Source organism: Shigella sonnei (assembly GCF_002950395.1).
Lineage (GTDB): Bacteria > Pseudomonadota > Gammaproteobacteria > Enterobacterales > Enterobacteriaceae > ECMA0423.
Window position 1 is genome coordinate 36711 of sequence record NZ_CP026802.1, and the last position, 19591, is coordinate 56301.

The window sequence follows — 19591 nt, forward strand, 5'->3', positions numbered from 1 at the left end:
CGGCCTCGGCTTCCAGTTCTGTAAACTGCGAAACAGCCCCCCGTCGCAGCTCCAGTGGATTCAGTTTCCAGAACCAGGCAACATTGTAGAGTCGTTTCCGGAGGTGCTTCCCGTCTCCGACTGGGTAAAAAAACGCAGGATCTGCATGCTGGTCTTAAAAATATCCAGTTTTGCCATCTGCGCCGCCGATGAACGCGGGATCCCCGCCAGCAACGGGATATATTTCAGTGCCACCTGGCTGTCCAGTTTAATACTGCCTTCACCGGAAATAATGAAAGGAAAACCCAGCGCCTCGATTTCGTCATACGTGGGCTCGCGCAACTCCAGCACATGCAGCATTTCGTTATGCGCTGTCACCGGTTTTTTTAAAACTATTTCTGTAACGTTCATTGCCATTACTGATACCCTCCCTCTTCGCCGTGGAATTCAAGATCTGCCGTGCCTTCTTCGGCATTATGATTAGCCTCTCCGTGCAGCCATGCCGCCGAAAGCACATACACCATGCCGTTTGCCAGCTCAGCGGTAATCGTCATCTGGTCTGAGGTGGTAATTTTGTCGACCGGAAAGTTTTTGGGCACTTTAAACGTGCCCTTAACGTAAGGTGACCGCCAGGTCTCCTTGTAATCCACATCCCCTGCCATGCCGACGATGTCATCCCGGACATTGGTGTTCATCGGCACTTCAATGCCACCTGTCAGCGATAACTGCTGACCATCCACTTTAAAAAAACAGGTTCCGGCGATCTTTGCCATTATGCTGACTCCTCTGAATACTGAAGACGGAACTGGTTAACCACCGCAAAGACACGTAACTGATTAACATAATCCGGCGGGAACAGCGTATTCAGTCGGTTCGGGTTATCTGCATCACGCTCAACTATCAGATACTGTTTAAACAGATCGTAATTTTCCACAATACCGGCACGCTCCATCTGACGATATGTCGCCAGAAGTTCCCCTTTGATAACGGCAGGAGTGACAATCGCCTGCCCCGGACCAAAACGGGTACCATCATTTGCCAGCTTGTGACGTCCGTACTTGCTTGTGATGACCGATTTCAGTTTGCGAAGAACATATGCACTGGTATGCAGAGTTTCACTGTCCAGATAGCTGTTGTCTGCCACGCCATACGCATTCTTTTTGTAGGTGGTTACGGAACGCTGGATCTGCAACGTGCCGCCTTCCACATAAGCCGTCGCCACGCCGTGAGATAAAAGGGTCTGCTGCTCTGTCATGATGAATCGCTTACCTTTCGGTGCCGGAAGCATCCCCACCAGCTCCCCCGTCTGTGTCGGACGGGCAGGATCATTCCGGATAAATACCGCTTCACGGGCAAGGCGACTGGCAACCAGTTCATCGACAGGCGACTGGGTTTCTTTTTCGTAACCGGCAAGCGTGATATGTTGCTGATTATGCATATCTCCGGCACCAACCAGCTCTGACAGCGTTCCCAGTTTTGCGGTATAGACATGCCCGTATAACTGGCGCGCATAACTCCAGCGACCGCTGCTGTCATTCATTTCGGTCATCATCATATTGATGGAGGCGGCATCGTTGAACGGCAGACCGATAAAGTCGAATGCCTCATCGCCCATAGCAGCAACAGCGGCGGTAAGATCAGGCGCTCCGCTACCGGCAGCACCGACTTCCGTCACCACCCGAAGCCCTGCTGGCAGAATCTCACCACCACCAGAACCATAATAATTCAGACAGACCGGTAACTCATTACCATACAGCCCCTTATGACGGGCAGTCAGCGTCACCACACCTGCATCAGATGACGCCGTAAACGGCAGGGTGATAACCCCGTTTACCGCTTCCTTAATCGCGGTGGCAACCGCAGTGGCATCATCGCCATTCACCACAGGCACCTGTACACGGGAGCGCCCGACATACAGACTCAGGGTGCCGCTTTCCTCTGCTTCTCCGGCAACCGTCACCCTGACCGTCGCCGCCGCCCCTCTGGCTTCCGGTACTGCAATAACATACAGTTCACCGAAAGGATCTGTCTGACGGTAGACTTCCACCATACGCGCCAGCTGGCTCCCCGCCCCACAAATCTGGCGGGCATAATCTGCCGATGGCATCAGCACCAGGCTGTTAACCTCAATGGCTGCATCGTTGCTGGCATGCCCGATCAGTAATGCAGGCGCGCTGGTCACCGCTGTATTTGCCGCAGAATTGTTCATCTCGGCGTAGAACAACGGCACCAGCGTATTCGACGGAACAGTATTAAAACTTATCGTCATGATTTTTTAGCCTTATCCTTGAGGTGTACTGGCAATAGCGGACACTACCATTTGTTCTTTTTTTAAGCAGCCATCTGATGATATTTTTCCCTGAAGGCTGCCGGGGAGATATTCCCCAGACGAGAGTGACGACGCTGACGATTGTAGAAAATCTCAATGTATTCCCGTATTACTGAGATGGCTTCATCCCGGTTATTAAAACGATAGTGGCTCAGGCTCTCATTTTTCAGCGTTCCCCAGAAGCTTTCCATCGGAGCGTTGTCGTAACAGTTACCTTTACGCGACATTGATGTTTTCAGACCAAACTGCTCCTGTATGACCCGGTAATCGTATGCGCAGTACTGTGAACCTCGATCAGAGTGGTGGATTAGCCCGGCAGGTGGGCGCTGGCTCCTGAGCGCCATAAACAGGGCTTTACCTGTCAGCTCTTTTGTCATGCGCTCTCCCATGGCGTAGCCGACAATTTCGCACGTATAAACATCTTTGATGCCAGCGAGGTACAACCATCCCTCCTGTGTGGCAACATACGTCAGGTCCGCCACCCAGACCTGATTTGGTGCTGTAGGAGCGAACGTCTGGTTCAGCAGATTTGGCGCAACTGGCAGATTGTGGTTCGAGTTCGTAGTCGCTCTGAACTTGCGTTTCTGCTTACAGCGTAGCCTTAGCTCCTTACGAAGACGTGCCAGTCGGTCACGACCAACGATGATGCCATTCTCTGCCAGCTCCGTCTGGAGCCGCCGGGTTCCATATGTTTCGCGAGTGCGGATATGTGCCACCTTAATCTCCAGTTTTAGCCGCTCATCACTTTGTTTTCTGTCTGAGGGTTCATGCTGTACCCAGTTGTAATAACCGCTCCTGGATACACCAAATACCTGACACATCGCTTCAATGGGAAATTGTTGTCGCCATTGTTCGATTAACGCGTATTTTTCAGCGACTCCTGTGCAAAATACGCTGTTGCTTTTTTTAATATATCTCGCTCAAGGCGAGCTTCATTTAACGCCTTACGCAGTTGCAGAATTTCAGATTCCAGTTCAGCCACCGTGCGGGAACCAGGAGTACCGAGCCCTTTTCTGGCGGCGGTAACCCATTGTCCTAAAGTGCCTTCAGGAAGAGATAATCGGGAAGCGCCTTCACTGATCGAAAGTTGATTTTCAAGAACCGTTCTGACAGCTTCGGCTTTGAACTCTTTAGAGTAACGTTGGGTTTTTCTGCTCATTATTAGCTCCTTCTGATGCCATTCTATTTCAGGAAGGAGCGTCCGTTAAACTCAGGCTACCTCAGTCTTTCAGGACGTACCCAATAGAAAGGCCGGTTAACGAACCGGCCTTCATGTGTGCATGTGCACGTTTTGCGAGGGGATCATCATCAATAAGCAACCGTCCCCTGACGTAAAGCCCGACATCGTCTTCCTTCATTTCGGTGTAAACACCGATGGGTTCATCCATGCGGTGCTGCCAGAGCAGCGCAGGTAACGCTTTTCTGTCACTCCACGCCCGCAGGGAAGCAGCAAATGCCCCGGACATCACCACATCATCGTGGCTGTCCTTTACACCAAAGACGGAGCCATACCCTTCAAACTCACCGGAGTCACTGACAGATTTCAGACTCAGCGGTACATCAAGACGTTGTTTCGTCTGCATTGGCGTTATCCTTCTGCTTACCGGCCTTACTGCCATCGGAGGGTTTCGTGGTCATGTTCATCGGTGTGAGATAGACATCACCACCGGGACTAATGCCAGTCAGTTAAGCAACTGACTGGCTCTTTTTCGGGGCTGTGGGGTATTTCCAGGGCCTCTCCTTTACCACTCTCGGGAAGGCCCTTTCCCTTCTCGTCGGTAATTTCACAAGTTGTCCCATACTTGCAAGATCGCGCATCAGCTCCGGTATACGTCCCGGTGAAGCGCCCTGCAATGTCATCAGCATTCTCATCACCATTCCGCATGATTCTGAGAAACTCAGTTGATTCGGCCAGTAACCTTTCAGATGTTCCGCCATTTTAATCATCTGATATCTCACCAGATTATAAGCCAGTAAGACACCCCACAGCTCTTGCTCCACAAGCTCCGGCTTTTTACTTCTCAGCGTCAGCCTGCTCAGTTGCATCGTCTGTTTTATCTCCCTGTATCCCAGTTCGATTTCCCAGCGATGACTGTACAGATCCGCCATTTCTCCTCCGGGGAAGCGCATGGCGTCCGTCATCGACGTCAGCAGATGGCAGACTTTTCCTTTGCGCGTCACGGTCAGCAGGCGGGCTGTCACTTCATTTCCCAGTCCCGGCCACTTTTTTCGTGCCTGCGGGCTGGTTTTCAGCTTCACCAGATGATCGCCTTTACCCAGTTTTCTGAGCTCTTCATATTGCGCTCCCTTTCTGAGAGGTATCATCCAGTGGCGGTGTTCTCCCGCCAGGCTCCAGGCATTTAACAGTCCCAGTGAGTAATAACCTTTATCCATTAACGTCAGAGTGTTATCGCCGGTTTGTTCTATAAGTTGCTCAGCAAGCTCATTTTCGCTGTTCTTCATCGTGCCGAAGGCTGCAGCCGTCAGCAGATGGCTGGTCAGTTCCATCTGGCAGACCATTTTGACCTGCGGGTAGAGCGCCGGGTTCCCGGCATGTGTCTGGCGGGGGAAGGCTGCATCGTTCTCTGGTGTATCCGGTGTGCGCCAGAACACACCATCGATGGCCAGCAGGGTCAGGCCGCACCAGTGCGGATGCGGCGTGGCGTTATGCCAGAGCTGCGCTGTTTTCGTGAACACGCGGCGGACAGCCTCACTTCCCAGGCGCTGGCGGGCCTGAATAACGGCACTGGGGGCAACGAAGGGGCGATTGCCCGGCAGCATGATGTCCAGGCGATTCACAATCTGGTGAAGAGGTTCTTTACGCTCAAGCGCCATGCCAACAATACACCAGACCATCATTTCGAGGGGAAGACGGCGCTTGCGTAGCGTTACAGTACCTGATTCGGCAAGGCAACGAGAGATGAGTTCGGGGTCGAGGTAATCCCCCAGAGAAGTCAGTGGGTTACGCAGAGAATCGTAACGGGATACCAGATCAAGAGCCTGTCCAATGTGCATAAAAAAATCCGGAAACAAGTGAGCGTTTCCGGATTCTTACACAGCCACTGGATCGGTCAACTGATCCTTAACTGATCGGCATTACAGCTCAAGGGCTGCCGTTTTGTGTTTCAGGTTTCTGTTATGTATTGCTGCTGTTTGCGGCGATGATTTTCGCTACTTTTTCAGCTTGCGCATTCATCTGCATCTGACGGTATGCATTTTCCATCAGTGGCAGCGCATCACGCGTAGCCTGGGTATCCGGGTAGTCGCGCAACATGCCTTCTACGCGGTTAACGACGGCAACCCATGCACCACGTTCTGTATAGTACTCGGCAACGGAGTATTCATATTTCGCCAGACGATCTTTCAGGAATACCAGACGTTTGGTGGCATCGGTAGTGTACTGACTGTTCGGATAGCCGCGCACCAGTTTGGAAAAGTCACTAAACGCAGCTCGTGCATGTTGAGGATCGCGATCGCTACGGTCAACGCCAAAGAACCCTTGCAGCGCACTGTCATCCAGCGCCATATTGGTCAGGCCACGCATGTACATGACATAATCGATATTCGGATGGGTCGGGTTAAGGCGAATAAAACGATCGATGGCAGCCTGTGCTAACGGCAAATCGGCGTTTTTATAGTAGGCGTAGATGAGATCCAGCTGCACCTGCTGCGAATACGGACCAAACGGATAGCGATTATCTAACGCTTCCAGTTGCGTTATTGCCTGTCTCCAGTTACCGTCCTGCAGCTTTTGTTGTGCAGTCGCGTAAATTTCATTTGGCGGATTATCAGGTACTTCTTCCTTTGACCCCGAGCAACCCGCCAAAAACAGGCTTAGTGTGGCGGCTGCCACCAGATATTTCATGCGCGTCATGACGTTTTGACTTTCCTCAAAATGTAATACGGGAGATTCTCTGTTCCTGCTCCCGGTTAAGACCAGCTACAATAGCACACTATATTAAACGGCAAAGCCGTAAAACCCCAACGATAAACGAAGAAGCAGTATATATGGCACAACGAGTACAGCTCACTGCAACGGTGTCCGAAAACCAACTCGGTCAACGCTTAGATCAGGCTTTGGCCGAAATGTTCCCGGATTATTCACGTTCGCGGATAAAAGAATGGATCCTCGACCAGCGCGTGCTGGTTAACGGCAAAGTTTGTGATAAGCCGAAAGAAAAAGTATTGGGTGGCGAGCAGGTTGCCATCAACGCTGAGATTGAAGAAGAAGCGCGTTTTGAACCGCAGGATATCCCGCTGGATATCGTCTATGAAGATGAAGATATCATTGTCATTAATAAACCGCGCGACCTAGTAGTACATCCTGGCGCGGGTAACCCGGATGGCACGGTACTGAATGCGTTGCTTCATTATTATCCGCCCATTGCCGATGTACCGCGTGCGGGCATCGTCCATCGTCTGGATAAAGACACCACCGGCCTGATGGTTGTGGCAAAAACCGTTCCGGCTCAGACGCGTTTAGTCGAATCTTTGCAACGGCGTGAAATTACTCGTGAGTATGAAGCGGTGGCGATTGGTCATATGACCGCTGGCGGTACAGTAGATGAACCCATCAGCCGCCACCCGACCAAACGTACTCACATGGCGGTGCATCCGATGGGCAAACCGGCGGTGACTCACTATCGCATCATGGAACACTTCCGTGTGCACACGCGTCTGCGGTTGCGTCTGGAAACTGGACGTACGCACCAGATCCGCGTGCATATGGCCCATATCACTCATCCGCTGGTGGGCGATCCGGTTTATGGTGGCCGTCCGCGTCCGCCAAAAGGTGCTTCGGAAGCATTTATCTCCACGCTGCGTAAGTTTGACCGCCAGGCGCTTCATGCAACCATGCTGCGTCTTTATCACCCGATCTCTGGCATCGAAATGGAATGGCATGCGCCTATTCCACAAGATATGGTGGAGCTGATTGAGGTGATGCGCGCCGATTTCGAAGAGCATAAGGATGAAGTGGACTGGTTATGAGTAAGCTGATTGTCCCGCAGTGGCCACTGCCAAAAGGTGTTGCGGCCTGTAGCTCCACTCGTATCGGCGGCGTGAGCTTGCCCCCGTATGACTCACTCAACCTCGGTGCCCATTGTGGCGATAACCCGGATCACGTTGAGGAGAATCGCAAGCGACTTTTTGCTGCGGGCAATTTGCCTTCTAAACCGGTCTGGCTTGAGCAGGTACACGGCAAAGATGTGCTTAAGCTTACTGGCGAACCTTATGCCTCAAAACGAGCAGATGCCTCTTATAGCAATACGCCTGGCACGGTTTGCGCAGTGATGACTGCCGACTGCCTCCCTGTGCTGTTTTGCAATCGAGCGGGAACGGAAGTCGCCGCCGTTCATGCTGGCTGGCGTGGACTGTGCGCAGGCGTGCTGGAAGAGACGGTTTCCTGTTTTGCTGATAAACCTGAAAACATTCTCGCCTGGTTAGGGCCGGCAATTGGTCCACGCGCGTTCGAAGTGGGGGCGGAGGTTCGCGAGGCGTTTATGGCAGTAGACGCTAAAGCAAGTGCAGCTTTCATTCAGCATGGTGATAAGTATCTGGCGGATATTTATCAGCTTGCCCGGCAGCGTCTGGCGAACGTGGGTGTTGAGCAAATTTTCGGCGGCGACCGTTGTACATATACGGAAAATGAGACTTTCTTCTCTTATCGTCGCGACAAGACCACCGGTCGTATGGCAAGTTTCATTTGGCTGATATAACCTAAAGAATCAAGACGATCCGGTACGCGTGATTTTCTTTTCACATTAATCTGGTCAATAACCTTGAATAATTGAGGGATGACCTCATTTAATCTCCAGTAGCAACTTTGATCCGTTATGGGAGGAGTTATGCGTCTGGATCGTCTTACTAATAAATTCCAGCTTGCTCTTGCCGATGCCCAATCACTTGCACTCGGGCACGACAACCAATTCATCGAACCACTTCATTTAATGAGCGCCCTGCTGAATCAGGAAGGGGGTTCGGTTAGTCCTTTATTAACATCCGCTGGCATAAATGCTGGCCAGTTGCGCACAGATATCAATCAGGCATTAAATCGTTTACCGCAGGTTGAAGGTACTGGTGGTGATGTCCAGCCATCACAGGATCTGGTGCGCGTTCTTAATCTTTGCGACAAGCTGGCGCAAAAACGAGGTGATAACTTTATCTCGTCAGAACTGTTCGTTCTGGCGGCACTTGAGTCTCGCGGCACGCTGGCCGACATCCTGAAAGCAGCAGGGGCGACCACCGCCAACATTACTCAAGCGATTGAACAAATGCGTGGAGGTGAAAGCGTGAACGATCAAGGTGCTGAAGACCAACGTCAGGCTTTGAAAAAATATACCATCGACCTTACCGAACGAGCCGAACAGGGCAAACTCGATCCGGTGATTGGTCGTGATGAAGAAATTCGCCGTACCATTCAGGTGCTGCAACGTCGTACTAAAAATAACCCGGTACTGATTGGTGAACCCGGCGTCGGTAAAACTGCCATCGTTGAAGGTCTGGCGCAGCGTATTATCAACGGCGAAGTGCCGGAAGGATTGAAAGGCCGCCGCGTACTGGCGCTGGATATGGGCGCGCTGGTGGCTGGGGCGAAATATCGCGGTGAGTTTGAAGAACGTTTAAAAGGCGTGCTTAACGATCTTGCCAAACAGGAAGGCAACGTCATCCTGTTTATCGACGAATTACATACCATGGTCGGCGCGGGTAAAGCCGATGGCGCAATGGACGCCGGAAACATGCTGAAACCGGCGCTGGCGCGTGGTGAATTGCACTGCGTAGGTGCCACGACGCTTGACGAATATCGCCAGTACATTGAAAAAGATGCTGCGCTGGAACGTCGTTTCCAGAAAGTGTTTGTTGCCGAGCCTTCTGTTGAAGATACCATTGCGATTCTGCGTGGCCTGAAAGAACGTTACGAATTGCACCACCATGTGCAAATTACTGACCCGGCAATTGTTGCAGCGGCGACGTTGTCTCATCGCTACATTGCTGACCGTCAGCTGCCGGATAAAGCCATCGACCTGATCGATGAAGCAGCATCCAGCATTCGTATGCAGATTGACTCAAAACCAGAAGAACTCGACCGACTCGATCGTCGTATCATCCAGCTCAAACTGGAACAACAGGCGTTAATGAAAGAGTCTGATGAAGCCAGTAAAAAACGCTTGGATATGCTCAACGAAGAACTGAGCGACAAAGAACGTCAGTACTCCGAGTTAGAAGAAGAGTGGAAAGCAGAGAAGGCATCGCTTTCTGGTACGCAGACCATTAAAGCGGAACTGGAACAGGCGAAAATCGCTATTGAACAGGCTCGCCGTGTGGGGGACCTGGCGCGGATGTCTGAACTGCAATACGGCAAAATCCCGGAACTGGAAAAGCAACTGGAAGCCGCAACGCAGCTCGAAGGCAAAACTATGCGTCTGTTGCGTAATAAAGTGACCGACGCCGAAATTGCTGAAGTGCTGGCGCGTTGGACGGGGATTCCGGTTTCTCGCATGATGGAAAGCGAGCGCGAAAAACTGCTGCGTATGGAGCAAGAACTGCACCATCGCGTCATTGGTCAGAACGAAGCGGTTGATGCGGTATCTAACGCTATTCGCCGTAGCCGTGCGGGGTTGGCGGATCCAAATCGCCCGATTGGTTCATTCCTGTTCCTCGGCCCAACGGGTGTGGGGAAAACTGAGCTTTGTAAGGCGCTGGCGAACTTTATGTTTGATAGCGACGAGGCGATGGTCCGTATCGATATGTCCGAGTTTATGGAGAAACACTCGGTGTCTCGTCTGGTTGGTGCGCCTCCGGGATATGTCGGTTATGAAGAAGGTGGCTACCTGACCGAAGCTGTGCGTCGTCGTCCGTATTCCGTCATCCTGCTGGATGAAGTGGAAAAAGCGCATCCGGATGTCTTCAACATTCTGTTGCAGGTACTGGATGATGGTCGTCTGACTGACGGGCAGGGGAGAACGGTCGACTTCCGTAATACGGTTGTCATTATGACCTCTAACCTCGGTTCCGATTTGATTCAGGAACGCTTCGGTGAACTGGATTATGCGCACATGAAAGAGCTGGTGCTCGGTGTGGTAAGCCATAACTTCCGTCCGGAATTCATTAACCGTATTGATGAAGTGGTGGTCTTCCATCCGCTGGGTGAACAGCACATTGCCTCGATTGCGCAGATTCAGTTGAAACGTCTGTACAAACGTCTGGAAGAACGTGGTTATGAAATCCACATTTCTGACGAGGCGCTGAAACTGCTGAGCGAGAACGGTTACGATCCAGTCTATGGTGCACGTCCTTTGAAACGTGCTATCCAGCAGCAGATCGAAAACCCGCTGGCACAGCAAATACTGTCTGGTGAATTGGTTCCGGGTAAAGTGATTCGCCTGGAAGTTAATGAAGACCGGATTGTCGCTGTCCAGTAATGATAAAACGAGCCCTTCGGGGCTCGTTTTTGTCTATAAGTTAGACGGAAAAGACTATATTTAAGATGTTTTGCCTGAAAAATGAGCGAACGATAAAGTTTTTATATTTTTCGCTTGTCAGGCCGGAATAACTCCCTATAATGCGCCACCACTGACACGGAACAACGGCAAACACGCCGCCGGGTCGGCGGGGTTCTCCTGAGAATTCCGGCAGAGAAAGCAAAAATAAATGCTTGACTCTGTAGCGGGAAAGCGTATTATGCACACCCCGCGCCGCTGAGAAAAAGCGAAGCGGCACTGCTCTTTAACAATTTATCAGACAATTTGTGTGGGCACTCGAAGATACGGATTCTTAACGTCGCAAGACGAAAAATGAATACCAAGTCTCAAGAGTGAACACGTAATTCATTACGAAGTTTAATTCTTTGAGCATCAAACTTTTAAATTGAAGAGTTTGATCATGGCTCAGATTGAACGCTGGCGGCAGGCCTAACACATGCAAGTCGAACGGTAACAGGAAACAGCTTGCTGTTTCGCTGACGAGTGGCGGACGGGTGAGTAATGTCTGGGAAACTGCCTGATGGAGGGGGATAACTACTGGAAACGGTAGCTAATACCGCATAATGTCGCAAGACTAAAGAGGGGGACCTTCGGGCCTCTTGCCATCGGATGTGCCCAGATGGGATTAGCTAGTAGGTGGGGTAACGGCTCACCTAGGCGACGATCCCTAGCTGGTCTGAGAGGATGACCAGCCACACTGGAACTGAGACACGGTCCAGACTCCTACGGGAGGCAGCAGTGGGGAATATTGCACAATGGGCGCAAGCCTGATGCAGCCATGCCGCGTGTATGAAGAAGGCCTTCGGGTTGTAAAGTACTTTCAGCGGGGAGGAAGGGAGTAAAGTTAATACCTTTACTCATTGACGTTACCCGCAGAAGAAGCACCGGCTAACTCCGTGCCAGCAGCCGCGGTAATACGGAGGGTGCAAGCGTTAATCGGAATTACTGGGCGTAAAGCGCACGCAGGCGGTTTGTTAAGTCAGATGTGAAATCCCCGGGCTCAACCTGGGAACTGCATCTGATACTGGCAAGCTTGAGTCTCGTAGAGGGGGGTAGAATTCCAGGTGTAGCGGTGAAATGCGTAGAGATCTGGAGGAATACCGGTGGCGAAGGCGGCCCCCTGGACGAAGACTGACGCTCAGGTGCGAAAGCGTGGGGAGCAAACAGGATTAGATACCCTGGTAGTCCACGCCGTAAACGATGTCGACTTGGAGGTTGTGCCCTTGAGGCGTGGCTTCCGGAGCTAACGCGTTAAGTCGACCGCCTGGGGAGTACGGCCGCAAGGTTAAAACTCAAATGAATTGACGGGGGCCCGCACAAGCGGTGGAGCATGTGGTTTAATTCGATGCAACGCGAAGAACCTTACCTGGTCTTGACATCCACGGAAGTTTTCAGAGATGAGAATGTGCCTTCGGGAACCGTGAGACAGGTGCTGCATGGCTGTCGTCAGCTCGTGTTGTGAAATGTTGGGTTAAGTCCCGCAACGAGCGCAACCCTTATCCTTTGTTGCCAGCGGTCCGGCCGGGAACTCAAAGGAGACTGCCAGTGATAAACTGGAGGAAGGTGGGGATGACGTCAAGTCATCATGGCCCTTACGACCAGGGCTACACACGTGCTACAATGGCGCATACAAAGAGAAGCGACCTCGCGAGAGCAAGCGGACCTCATAAAGTGCGTCGTAGTCCGGATTGGAGTCTGCAACTCGACTCCATGAAGTCGGAATCGCTAGTAATCGTGGATCAGAATGCCACGGTGAATACGTTCCCGGGCCTTGTACACACCGCCCGTCACACCATGGGAGTGGGTTGCAAAAGAAGTAGGTAGCTTAACCTTCGGGAGGGCGCTTACCACTTTGTGATTCATGACTGGGGTGAAGTCGTAACAAGGTAACCGTAGGGGAACCTGCGGTTGGATCACCTCCTTACCTTAAAGAAGCGTACTTTGCAGTGCTCACACAGATTGTCTGATAGAAAGTGAAAAGCAAGGCGTCTTGCGAAGCAGACTGATACGTCCCCTTCGTCTAGAGGCCCAGGACACCGCCCTTTCACGGCGGTAACAGGGGTTCGAATCCCCTAGGGGACGCCACTTGCTGGTTTGTGAGTGAAAGTCACCTGCCTTAATATCTCAAAACTCATCTTCGGGTGATGTTTGAGATATTTGCTCTTTAAAAATCTGGATCAAGCTGAAAATTGAAACACTGAACAACGAAAGTTGTTCGTGAGTCTCTCAAATTTTCGCAACACGATGATGAATCGAAAGAAACATCTTCGGGTTGTGAGGTTAAGCGACTAAGCGTACACGGTGGATGCCCTGGCAGTCAGAGGCGATGAAGGACGTGCTAATCTGCGATAAGCGTCGGTAAGGTGATATGAACCGTTATAACCGGCGATTTCCGAATGGGGAAACCCAGTGTGATTCGTCACACTATCATTAACTGAATCCATAGGTTAATGAGGCGAACCGGGGGAACTGAAACATCTAAGTACCCCGAGGAAAAGAAATCAACCGAGATTCCCCCAGTAGCGGCGAGCGGACGGGGAGCAGCCCAGAGCCTGAATCAGTGTGTGTGTTAGTGGAAGCGTCTGGAAAGGCGTGCGATACAGGGTGACAGCCCCGTACACAAAAATGCACATATTGTGAGCTTGATGAGTAGGGCGGGACACGTGGTATCCTGTCTGAATATGGGGGGACCATCCTCCAAGGCTAAATACTCCTGACTGACCGATAGTGAACCAGTACCGTGAGGGAAAGGCGAAAAGAACCCCGGCGAGGGGAGTGAAAAAGAACCTGAAACCGTGTACGTACAAGCAGTGGGAGCACGCTTAGGCGTGTGACTGCGTACCTTTTGTATAATGGGTCAGCGACTTATATTCTGTAGCAAGGTTAACCGAATAGGGGAGCCGAAGGGAAACCGAGTCTTAACTGGGCGTTAAGTTGCAGGGTATAGACCCGAAACCCGGTGATCTAGCCATGGGCAGGTTGAAGGTTGGGTAACACTAACTGGAGGACCGAACCGACTAATGTTGAAAAATTAGCGGATGACTTGTGGCTGGGGGTGAAAGGCCAATCAAACCGGGAGATAGCTGGTTCTCCCCGAAAGCTATTTAGGTAGCGCCTCGTGAATTCATCTCCGGGGGTAGAGCACTGTTTCGGCAAGGGGGTCATCCCGACTTACCAACCCGATGCAAACTGCGAATACCGAAGAATGTTATCACGGGAGACACACGGCGGGTGCTAACGTCCGTCGTGAAGAGGGAAACAACCCAGACCGCCAGCTAAGGTCCCAAAGTCATGGTTAAGTGGGAAACGATGTGGGAAGGCCCAGACAGCCAGGATGTTGGCTTAGAAGCAGCCATCATTTAAAGAAAGCGTAATAGCTCACTGGTCGAGTCGGCCTGCGCGGAAGATGTAACGGGGCTAAACCATGCACCGAAGCTGCGGCAGCGACGCTTATGCGTTGTTGGGTAGGGGAGCGTTCTGTAAGCCTGCGAAGGTGTGCTGTGAGGCATGCTGGAGGTATCAGAAGTGCGAATGCTGACATAAGTAACGATAAAGCGGGTGAAAAGCCCGCTCGCCGGAAGACCAAGGGTTCCTGTCCAACGTTAATCGGGGCAGGGTGAGTCGACCCCTAAGGCGAGGCCGAAAGGCGTAGTCGATGGGAAACAGGTTAATATTCCTGTACTTGGTGTTACTGCGAAGGGGGGACGGAGAAGGCTATGTTGGCCGGGCGACGGTTGTCCCGGTTTAAGCGTGTAGGCTGGTTTTCCAGGCAAATCCGGAAAATCAAGGCTGAGGCGTGATGACGAGGCACTACGGTGCTGAAGCAACAAATGCCCTGCTTCCAGGAAAAGCCTCTAAGCATCAGGTAACATCAAATCGTACCCCAAACCGACACAGGTGGTCAGGTAGAGAATACCAAGGCGCTTGAGAGAACTCGGGTGAAGGAACTAGGCAAAATGGTGCCGTAACTTCGGGAGAAGGCACGCTGATATGTAGGTGAAGTCCCTCGCGGATGGAGCTGAAATCAGTCGAAGATACCAGCTGGCTGCAACTGTTTATTAAAAACACAGCACTGTGCAAACACGAAAGTGGACGTATACGGTGTGACGCCTGCCCGGTGCCGGAAGGTTAATTGATGGGGTCAGCGCAAGCGAAGCTCTTGATCGAAGCCCCGGTAAACGGCGGCCGTAACTATAACGGTCCTAAGGTAGCGAAATTCCTTGTCGGGTAAGTTCCGACCTGCACGAATGGCGTAATGATGGCCAGGCTGTCTCCACCCGAGACTCAGTGAAATTGAACTCGCTGTGAAGATGCAGTGTACCCGCGGCAAGACGGAAAGACCCCGTGAACCTTTACTATAGCTTGACACTGAACATTGAGCCTTGATGTGTAGGATAGGTGGGAGGCTTTGAAGTGTGGACGCCAGTCTGCATGGAGTCGACCTTGAAATACCACCCTTTAATGTTTGATGTTCTAACGTGGACCCGTGATCCGGGTTGCGGACAGTGTCTGGTGGGTAGTTTGACTGGGGCGGTCTCCTCCTAAAGAGTAACGGAGGAGCACGAAGGTTGGCTAATCCTGGTCGGACATCAGGAGGTTAGTGCAATGGCATAAGCCAGCTTGACTGCGAGCGTGACGGCGCGAGCAGGTGCGAAAGCAGGTCATAGTGATCCGGTGGTTCTGAATGGAAGGGCCATCGCTCAACGGATAAAAGGTACTCCGGGGATAACAGGCTGATACCGCCCAAGAGTTCATATCGACGGCGGTGTTTGGCACCTCGATGTCGGCTCATCACATCCTGGGGCTGAAGTAGGTCCCAAGGGTATGGCTGTTCGCCATTTAAAGTGGTACGCGAGCTGGGTTTAGAACGTCGTGAGACAGTTCGGTCCCTATCTGCCGTGGGCGCTGGAGAACTGAGGGGGGCTGCTCCTAGTACGAGAGGACCGGAGTGGACGCATCACTGGTGTTCGGGTTGTCATGCCAATGGCACTGCCCGGTAGCTAAATGCGGAAGAGATAAGTGCTGAAAGCATCTAAGCACGAAACTTGCCCCGAGATGAGTTCTCCCTGACCCTTTAAGGGTCCTGAAGGAACGTTGAAGACGACGACGTTGATAGGCCGGGTGTGTAAGCGCAGCGATGCGTTGAGCTAACCGGTACTAATGAACCGTGAGGCTTAACCTTACAACGCCGAAGATGTTTTGGCGGATGAGAGAAGATTTTCAGCCTGATACAGATTAAATCAGAACGCAGAAGCGGTCTGATAAAACAGAATTTGCCTGGCGGCCGTAGCGCGGTGGTCCCACCTGACCCCATGCCGAACTCAGAAGTGAAACGCCGTAGCGCCGATGGTAGTGTGGGGTCTCCCCATGCGAGAGTAGGGAACTGCCAGGCATCAAATTAAGCGAAAGGCCATCCTGACGGATGGCCTTTTTGCATTGGCGCAGAAAAAAATGCCTGATGCGACACTGCGCGTCTTATACTCCCACATATGCCAGATTCAGCAACGGATACGGTTTCCCCAACTTGCCCACTTCCATACGTGTCCTCCTTACCAGAAATTTATCCTTAAGCTCCTCAATAACCATTTTCCTGCTAACTAAATTCATGGTTAAGGTTGCACAATGATATGCAACAAATGTATAACATTTCCTTTACCAAAAAAAATAAACAAAAGCGACCGACAAAAGCATCGGATTACGGCAGGAGACATAATGGCATGGCTGAAAGTACTGTAACGGCAGACAGCAAACTGACAAGTAGTGATACTCGTCGCCGCATTTGGGCAATTGTGGGGGCCTCTTCAGGTAATCTGGTCGAGTGGTTCGATTTCTATGTCTACTCGTTCTGTTCACTCTACTTCGCCCACATCTTCTTCCCTTCCGGGAACACGACGACTCAACTACTACAAACAGCAGGTGTTTTTGCTGCGGGATTCCTGATGCGCCCAATAGGCGGTTGGCTATTTGGCCGCATAGCCGATAAACATGGTCGCAAAAAATCGATGCTGCTATCGGTGTGTATGATGTGTTTCGGCTCACTGGTAATCGCCTGTTTGCCTGGTTATGAAACAATCGGTACGTGGGCTCCGGCATTATTGCTTCTCGCGCGTTTATTTCAGGGATTATCCGTTGGCGGAGAATATGGCACCAGCGCCACCTATATGAGTGAAGTTGCCGTTGAAGGGCGCAAAGGTTTTTACGCATCATTTCAGTATGTGACGTTGATCGGCGGACAACTGCTAGCCCTACTGGTTGTCGTGGTTTTACAACACACCATGGAAGACGCTGCACTCAGAGAGTGGGGATGGCGTATTCCTTTCGCGTTAGGAGCTGTGTTAGCTGTTGTGGCGTTGTGGTTACGTCGTCAGTTAGATGAAACTTCGCAACAAGAAACGCGCGCTTTAAAAGAAGCTGGATCTCTGAAAGGATTATGGCGCAATCGCCGTGCATTCATCATGGTTCTCGGTTTTACCGCTGCGGGCTCCCTTTGTTTCTATACCTTCACTACTTATATGCAGAAGTATCTGGTAAATACTGCGGGAATGCATGTCAACGTGGCGAGTGGCATTATGACTGCCGCATTGTTTGTATTCATGCTTATTCAACCACTCATTGGCGCGCTGTCGGATAAGATTGGTCGCCGTACCTCAATGTTATGTTTCGGTTCGCTGGCAGCCATTTTTACCGTTCCTATTCTCTCAGCATTGCAAAACGTTTCCTCGCCTTATGCCGCTTTTGGTCTGGTGATGTGTGCCCTGCTGATAGTGAGTTTTTATACATCAATCAGTGGAATACTGAAGGCTGAGATGTTCCCGGCACAGGTTCGCGCATTAGGCGTTGGCCTGTCATATGCGGTCGCTAATGCTATATTTGGTGGTTCGGCGGAGTACGTAGCGTTGTCGCTGAAATCAATAGGAATGGAAACAGCCTTCTTCTGGTATGTGACCTTGATGGCCGTGGTGGCGTTTCTGGTTTCTTTGATGCTACATCGCAAAGGGAAGGGGATGCGTCTTTAGTGACGGGTCAGTTGCCAGACGGTATAGCCGGTGCTTGCACCGGCGACATCCCAGGCCAAATCCTTCCAGCTCCAGCCGCTCCCTTCGGGGCGGCTATCCCAAAGCTCTTTTGACGCCCCCAAACTGACAGAGAACATCAATCCAAACATGGCACTGCGATCCCGGCTCATCCCCTGATGCTGTGAATATTCATTTCCGGCGGCGGAAAGCATCGCCGAGGCGATAAAGTGTTGAGCTTTATCCTGCCCGCTCCAGCTATCGTTAGCCATATGGCTGCATCCAGAAAGTAACAATAGCGAACAGACAAAAAGAATACGCAAAACGTGGCCTCCAAAAAACAAACCCCGTACAGGACGGGGTTGTGATTACAGGATGCGGCTAATTAATCGGTCGATGCGGATACGGCGCAAACGGCGGATGAGTTTACGAACCTTCACCGGATAATCGGCAATACTTTGCAGATCGCGATAGTGCTTAACGATGGTGGTATGCTCGCGGATCAGCTCCAGTTCTTTCTCTCGCTGCGGCGCAAGCTTCAGTTGTGGATCGTGGATCAAAATGGCGTTTTCCAGATCCAGACGCCAGGCGCGCGGGTTCAGGTTATTACCGGTGATCAACATCCACTTATCATCAACCCACATCCCTTTCAGGTGATAGGTGTTGTCGTCATCTTTCCATAACCGAACCACTAGCTGGTCAGTATTGACGTAATACTGCAAACGGCTCAGGAAACGACGCAGATTGATCTCATAGAGATAAGGCAATGCGCCAATTATCTTGAAAGGTTCATCTTCCGGAATGTAGAAGTCGTTCGCGGTTTTATCACCAACAATAATTTCGACCTTTTTCCCTTCGCGCAGCAACTGGATAATATTGCGCACAAGGATTGCTGGCAGGTTGAAGTATGGCGTACAGATGGTTAGTTTCTGCTCGGCACAAGGCATAAGATGGAAAATGGTCTTGTTCAACAGACTCGATTTCCCCAGCCCCACTAGCGGCGTTACGGAAAGCTGATCGTTGTCGGCATCGCCCTGGAAATGATAAGCGGCATCACGCAGCTCCTGGCGGAACAGACGAATATCGTTCTTGATTTCCGGGCTTTTTGGCCGATTAACATCATCCAGACGATTAACGCCGCGGCCATTCATAATATTCTGTGTAACCCATTCAAACATAATGTCTGACATCTTACGGTTACGGATAAGATGATAACGGTCGTAGCGATATTTATCGTGCTGATGCAGGTAAACATCGTTCAGGCTGGCACCGCTATAAAGTACGCTATCGTCGATGATAAAGCCTTTAAAGTGCAGAACACCAAGGGCTTCACGGGTATTGATTGGAACGCCATAAACCGGAACATCTACGCCCGAATTTTCCTGCGCCATGCGGCAGTACCAGTCAGCGTTAGTGTTAGATGCCGCAGCGCCAATGCGTCCACGTTGTGCACGATGCCAGTCGACCAGCACCCGCACATCCAGTTCCGGACGCTGCCTTTTAGCTTCATACAACGCGTTCAGAATGCCTTTGCCACCGTCATCCTGTTCGAGATACAGGGCGACAATGCAAATGCGCTGCTTCGCGCTGGCTATTTTTTCCAGCAGCGTCTCCCGGAAGTCGGCGGGAGCGTAAAAGAAATCGACATCATCAACTGATTGAGAAATCTTGGGTAGTTGGGCAAGGTGTTGTTGATGTTTATTACGCTTAAATTTTGACAACATCACAGTGCATTTCTTCTCTGTTCATTGAAGGGTCCTCTGTGCAATGCAGACGACATAAGCGGGCAA

The 19591-nt window shown here is 51.4% G+C and carries 12 protein-coding genes, 1 tRNA gene, 3 rRNA genes and 1 pseudogene; 8 read left to right on the plus strand and 9 right to left on the minus strand.

The genetic code is table 11. The annotated features are described in order from the left end of the window. Window positions 1-60: 60 nt before the first annotated feature. From C1P89_RS00350 to bamD, 7 genes and pseudogenes are all read right to left on the minus strand, one after another. On the minus strand, window positions 61-396 hold the full coding sequence (locus tag C1P89_RS00350; protein ID WP_001251341.1) for a phage tail assembly protein: 336 nt from the start codon (window positions 394-396) through the stop codon (window positions 61-63). Continuing rightward, window positions 396-752: a phage tail tube protein gene (locus tag C1P89_RS00355; protein WP_001062338.1), complete on the minus strand. Its 357-nt coding sequence runs from the start codon at window positions 750-752 to the stop codon at window positions 396-398. The genes C1P89_RS00350 and C1P89_RS00355 overlap by 1 nt, the downstream gene beginning before the upstream one ends. After that, complete coding sequence (locus C1P89_RS00360) at window positions 752-2248, minus strand: phage tail sheath subtilisin-like domain-containing protein (protein ID WP_000155744.1); 1497 nt, start codon at window positions 2246-2248, stop codon at window positions 752-754. Before C1P89_RS00360 ends, C1P89_RS00355 begins: the two co-directional genes overlap by 1 nt. A gap of 62 nt (window positions 2249-2310) precedes the next feature. Then, window positions 2311-3467 (minus strand): IS3-like element IS600 family transposase gene (locus C1P89_RS00365; RefSeq protein ID WP_085948186.1). Its coding sequence is split into 2 segments (ribosomal slippage): window positions 2311-3218 and window positions 3218-3467, totalling 1158 coding nucleotides; the frame shifts between segments, so codons are not numbered across the junction. A gap of 64 nt (window positions 3468-3531) precedes the next feature. Further along, a pseudogene (locus C1P89_RS00370) lies at window positions 3532-3891 on the minus strand (HK97 family phage prohead protease); the annotation flags it as partial. Window positions 3892-3994: 103 nt separating this feature from the next. Further along, complete coding sequence (locus tag C1P89_RS00380) at window positions 3995-5341, minus strand: IS4-like element IS4 family transposase (RefSeq protein WP_000483769.1); 1347 nt, start codon at window positions 5339-5341, stop codon at window positions 3995-3997. 103 nt (window positions 5342-5444) lie between these two features. Continuing rightward, window positions 5445-6182 (minus strand): outer membrane protein assembly factor BamD, encoded by a 738-nt coding sequence (gene bamD, locus C1P89_RS00385; protein ID WP_000197686.1) that lies wholly within the window; start codon window positions 6180-6182, stop codon window positions 5445-5447. Window positions 6183-6316: 134 nt separating this feature from the next. Here bamD and rluD point away from each other — a divergent pair, with 134 nt between their 5' ends. The 8 genes from rluD to kgtP all read left to right on the plus strand — a co-directional run bounded on the left by rluD (window position 6317) and on the right by kgtP (window position 17804). Then, window positions 6317-7297 (plus strand): 23S rRNA pseudouridine(1911/1915/1917) synthase RluD, encoded by a 981-nt coding sequence (gene rluD, locus C1P89_RS00390; RefSeq protein ID WP_000079112.1) that lies wholly within the window; start codon window positions 6317-6319, stop codon window positions 7295-7297. Beyond that, window positions 7294-8025, plus strand: a complete 732-nt coding sequence (gene yfiH / locus C1P89_RS00395) for a purine nucleoside phosphorylase YfiH (RefSeq protein WP_000040142.1) — start codon at window positions 7294-7296, stop codon at window positions 8023-8025. The genes rluD and yfiH overlap by 4 nt, the downstream gene beginning before the upstream one ends. A gap of 129 nt (window positions 8026-8154) precedes the next feature. Then, complete coding sequence (clpB, locus tag C1P89_RS00400) at window positions 8155-10728, plus strand: ATP-dependent chaperone ClpB (RefSeq protein ID WP_001235102.1); 2574 nt, start codon at window positions 8155-8157, stop codon at window positions 10726-10728. Between the two features lie 442 nt (window positions 10729-11170). Then, window positions 11171-12712, plus strand: a 16S ribosomal RNA gene (locus tag C1P89_RS00405). Between the two features lie 85 nt (window positions 12713-12797). Continuing rightward, a tRNA-Glu gene (locus C1P89_RS00410) sits at window positions 12798-12873 on the plus strand. Window positions 12874-13066: 193 nt separating this feature from the next. Beyond that, window positions 13067-15970: ribosomal RNA gene (locus C1P89_RS00415) — 23S ribosomal RNA — on the plus strand. A 94-nt stretch (window positions 15971-16064) separates the two neighbouring features. Then, window positions 16065-16180: ribosomal RNA gene (gene rrf / locus C1P89_RS00420) — 5S ribosomal RNA — on the plus strand. Together the 16S, 23S and 5S rRNA genes with 1 tRNA gene alongside form the textbook arrangement of a ribosomal RNA operon. Window positions 16181-16505: 325 nt before the next feature. Further along, window positions 16506-17804, plus strand: a complete 1299-nt coding sequence (gene kgtP / locus C1P89_RS00425) for an alpha-ketoglutarate permease (RefSeq protein ID WP_000841111.1) — start codon at window positions 16506-16508, stop codon at window positions 17802-17804. Here kgtP and C1P89_RS00430 read toward each other — a convergent pair. Both C1P89_RS00430 and pssA read right to left on the minus strand, forming a co-directional pair. Then, window positions 17801-18124, minus strand: a complete 324-nt coding sequence (locus C1P89_RS00430) for a YfiM family lipoprotein (RefSeq protein WP_001300818.1) — start codon at window positions 18122-18124, stop codon at window positions 17801-17803. The two genes, kgtP and C1P89_RS00430, sit on opposite strands and share 4 nt — an antisense overlap. Before the next feature lie 45 nt (window positions 18125-18169). Further along, complete coding sequence (gene pssA, locus C1P89_RS00435; RefSeq protein ID WP_000949274.1) at window positions 18170-19525, minus strand: CDP-diacylglycerol--serine O-phosphatidyltransferase; 1356 nt, start codon at window positions 19523-19525, stop codon at window positions 18170-18172. Between the last annotated feature and the right edge of the window lie 66 nt (window positions 19526-19591).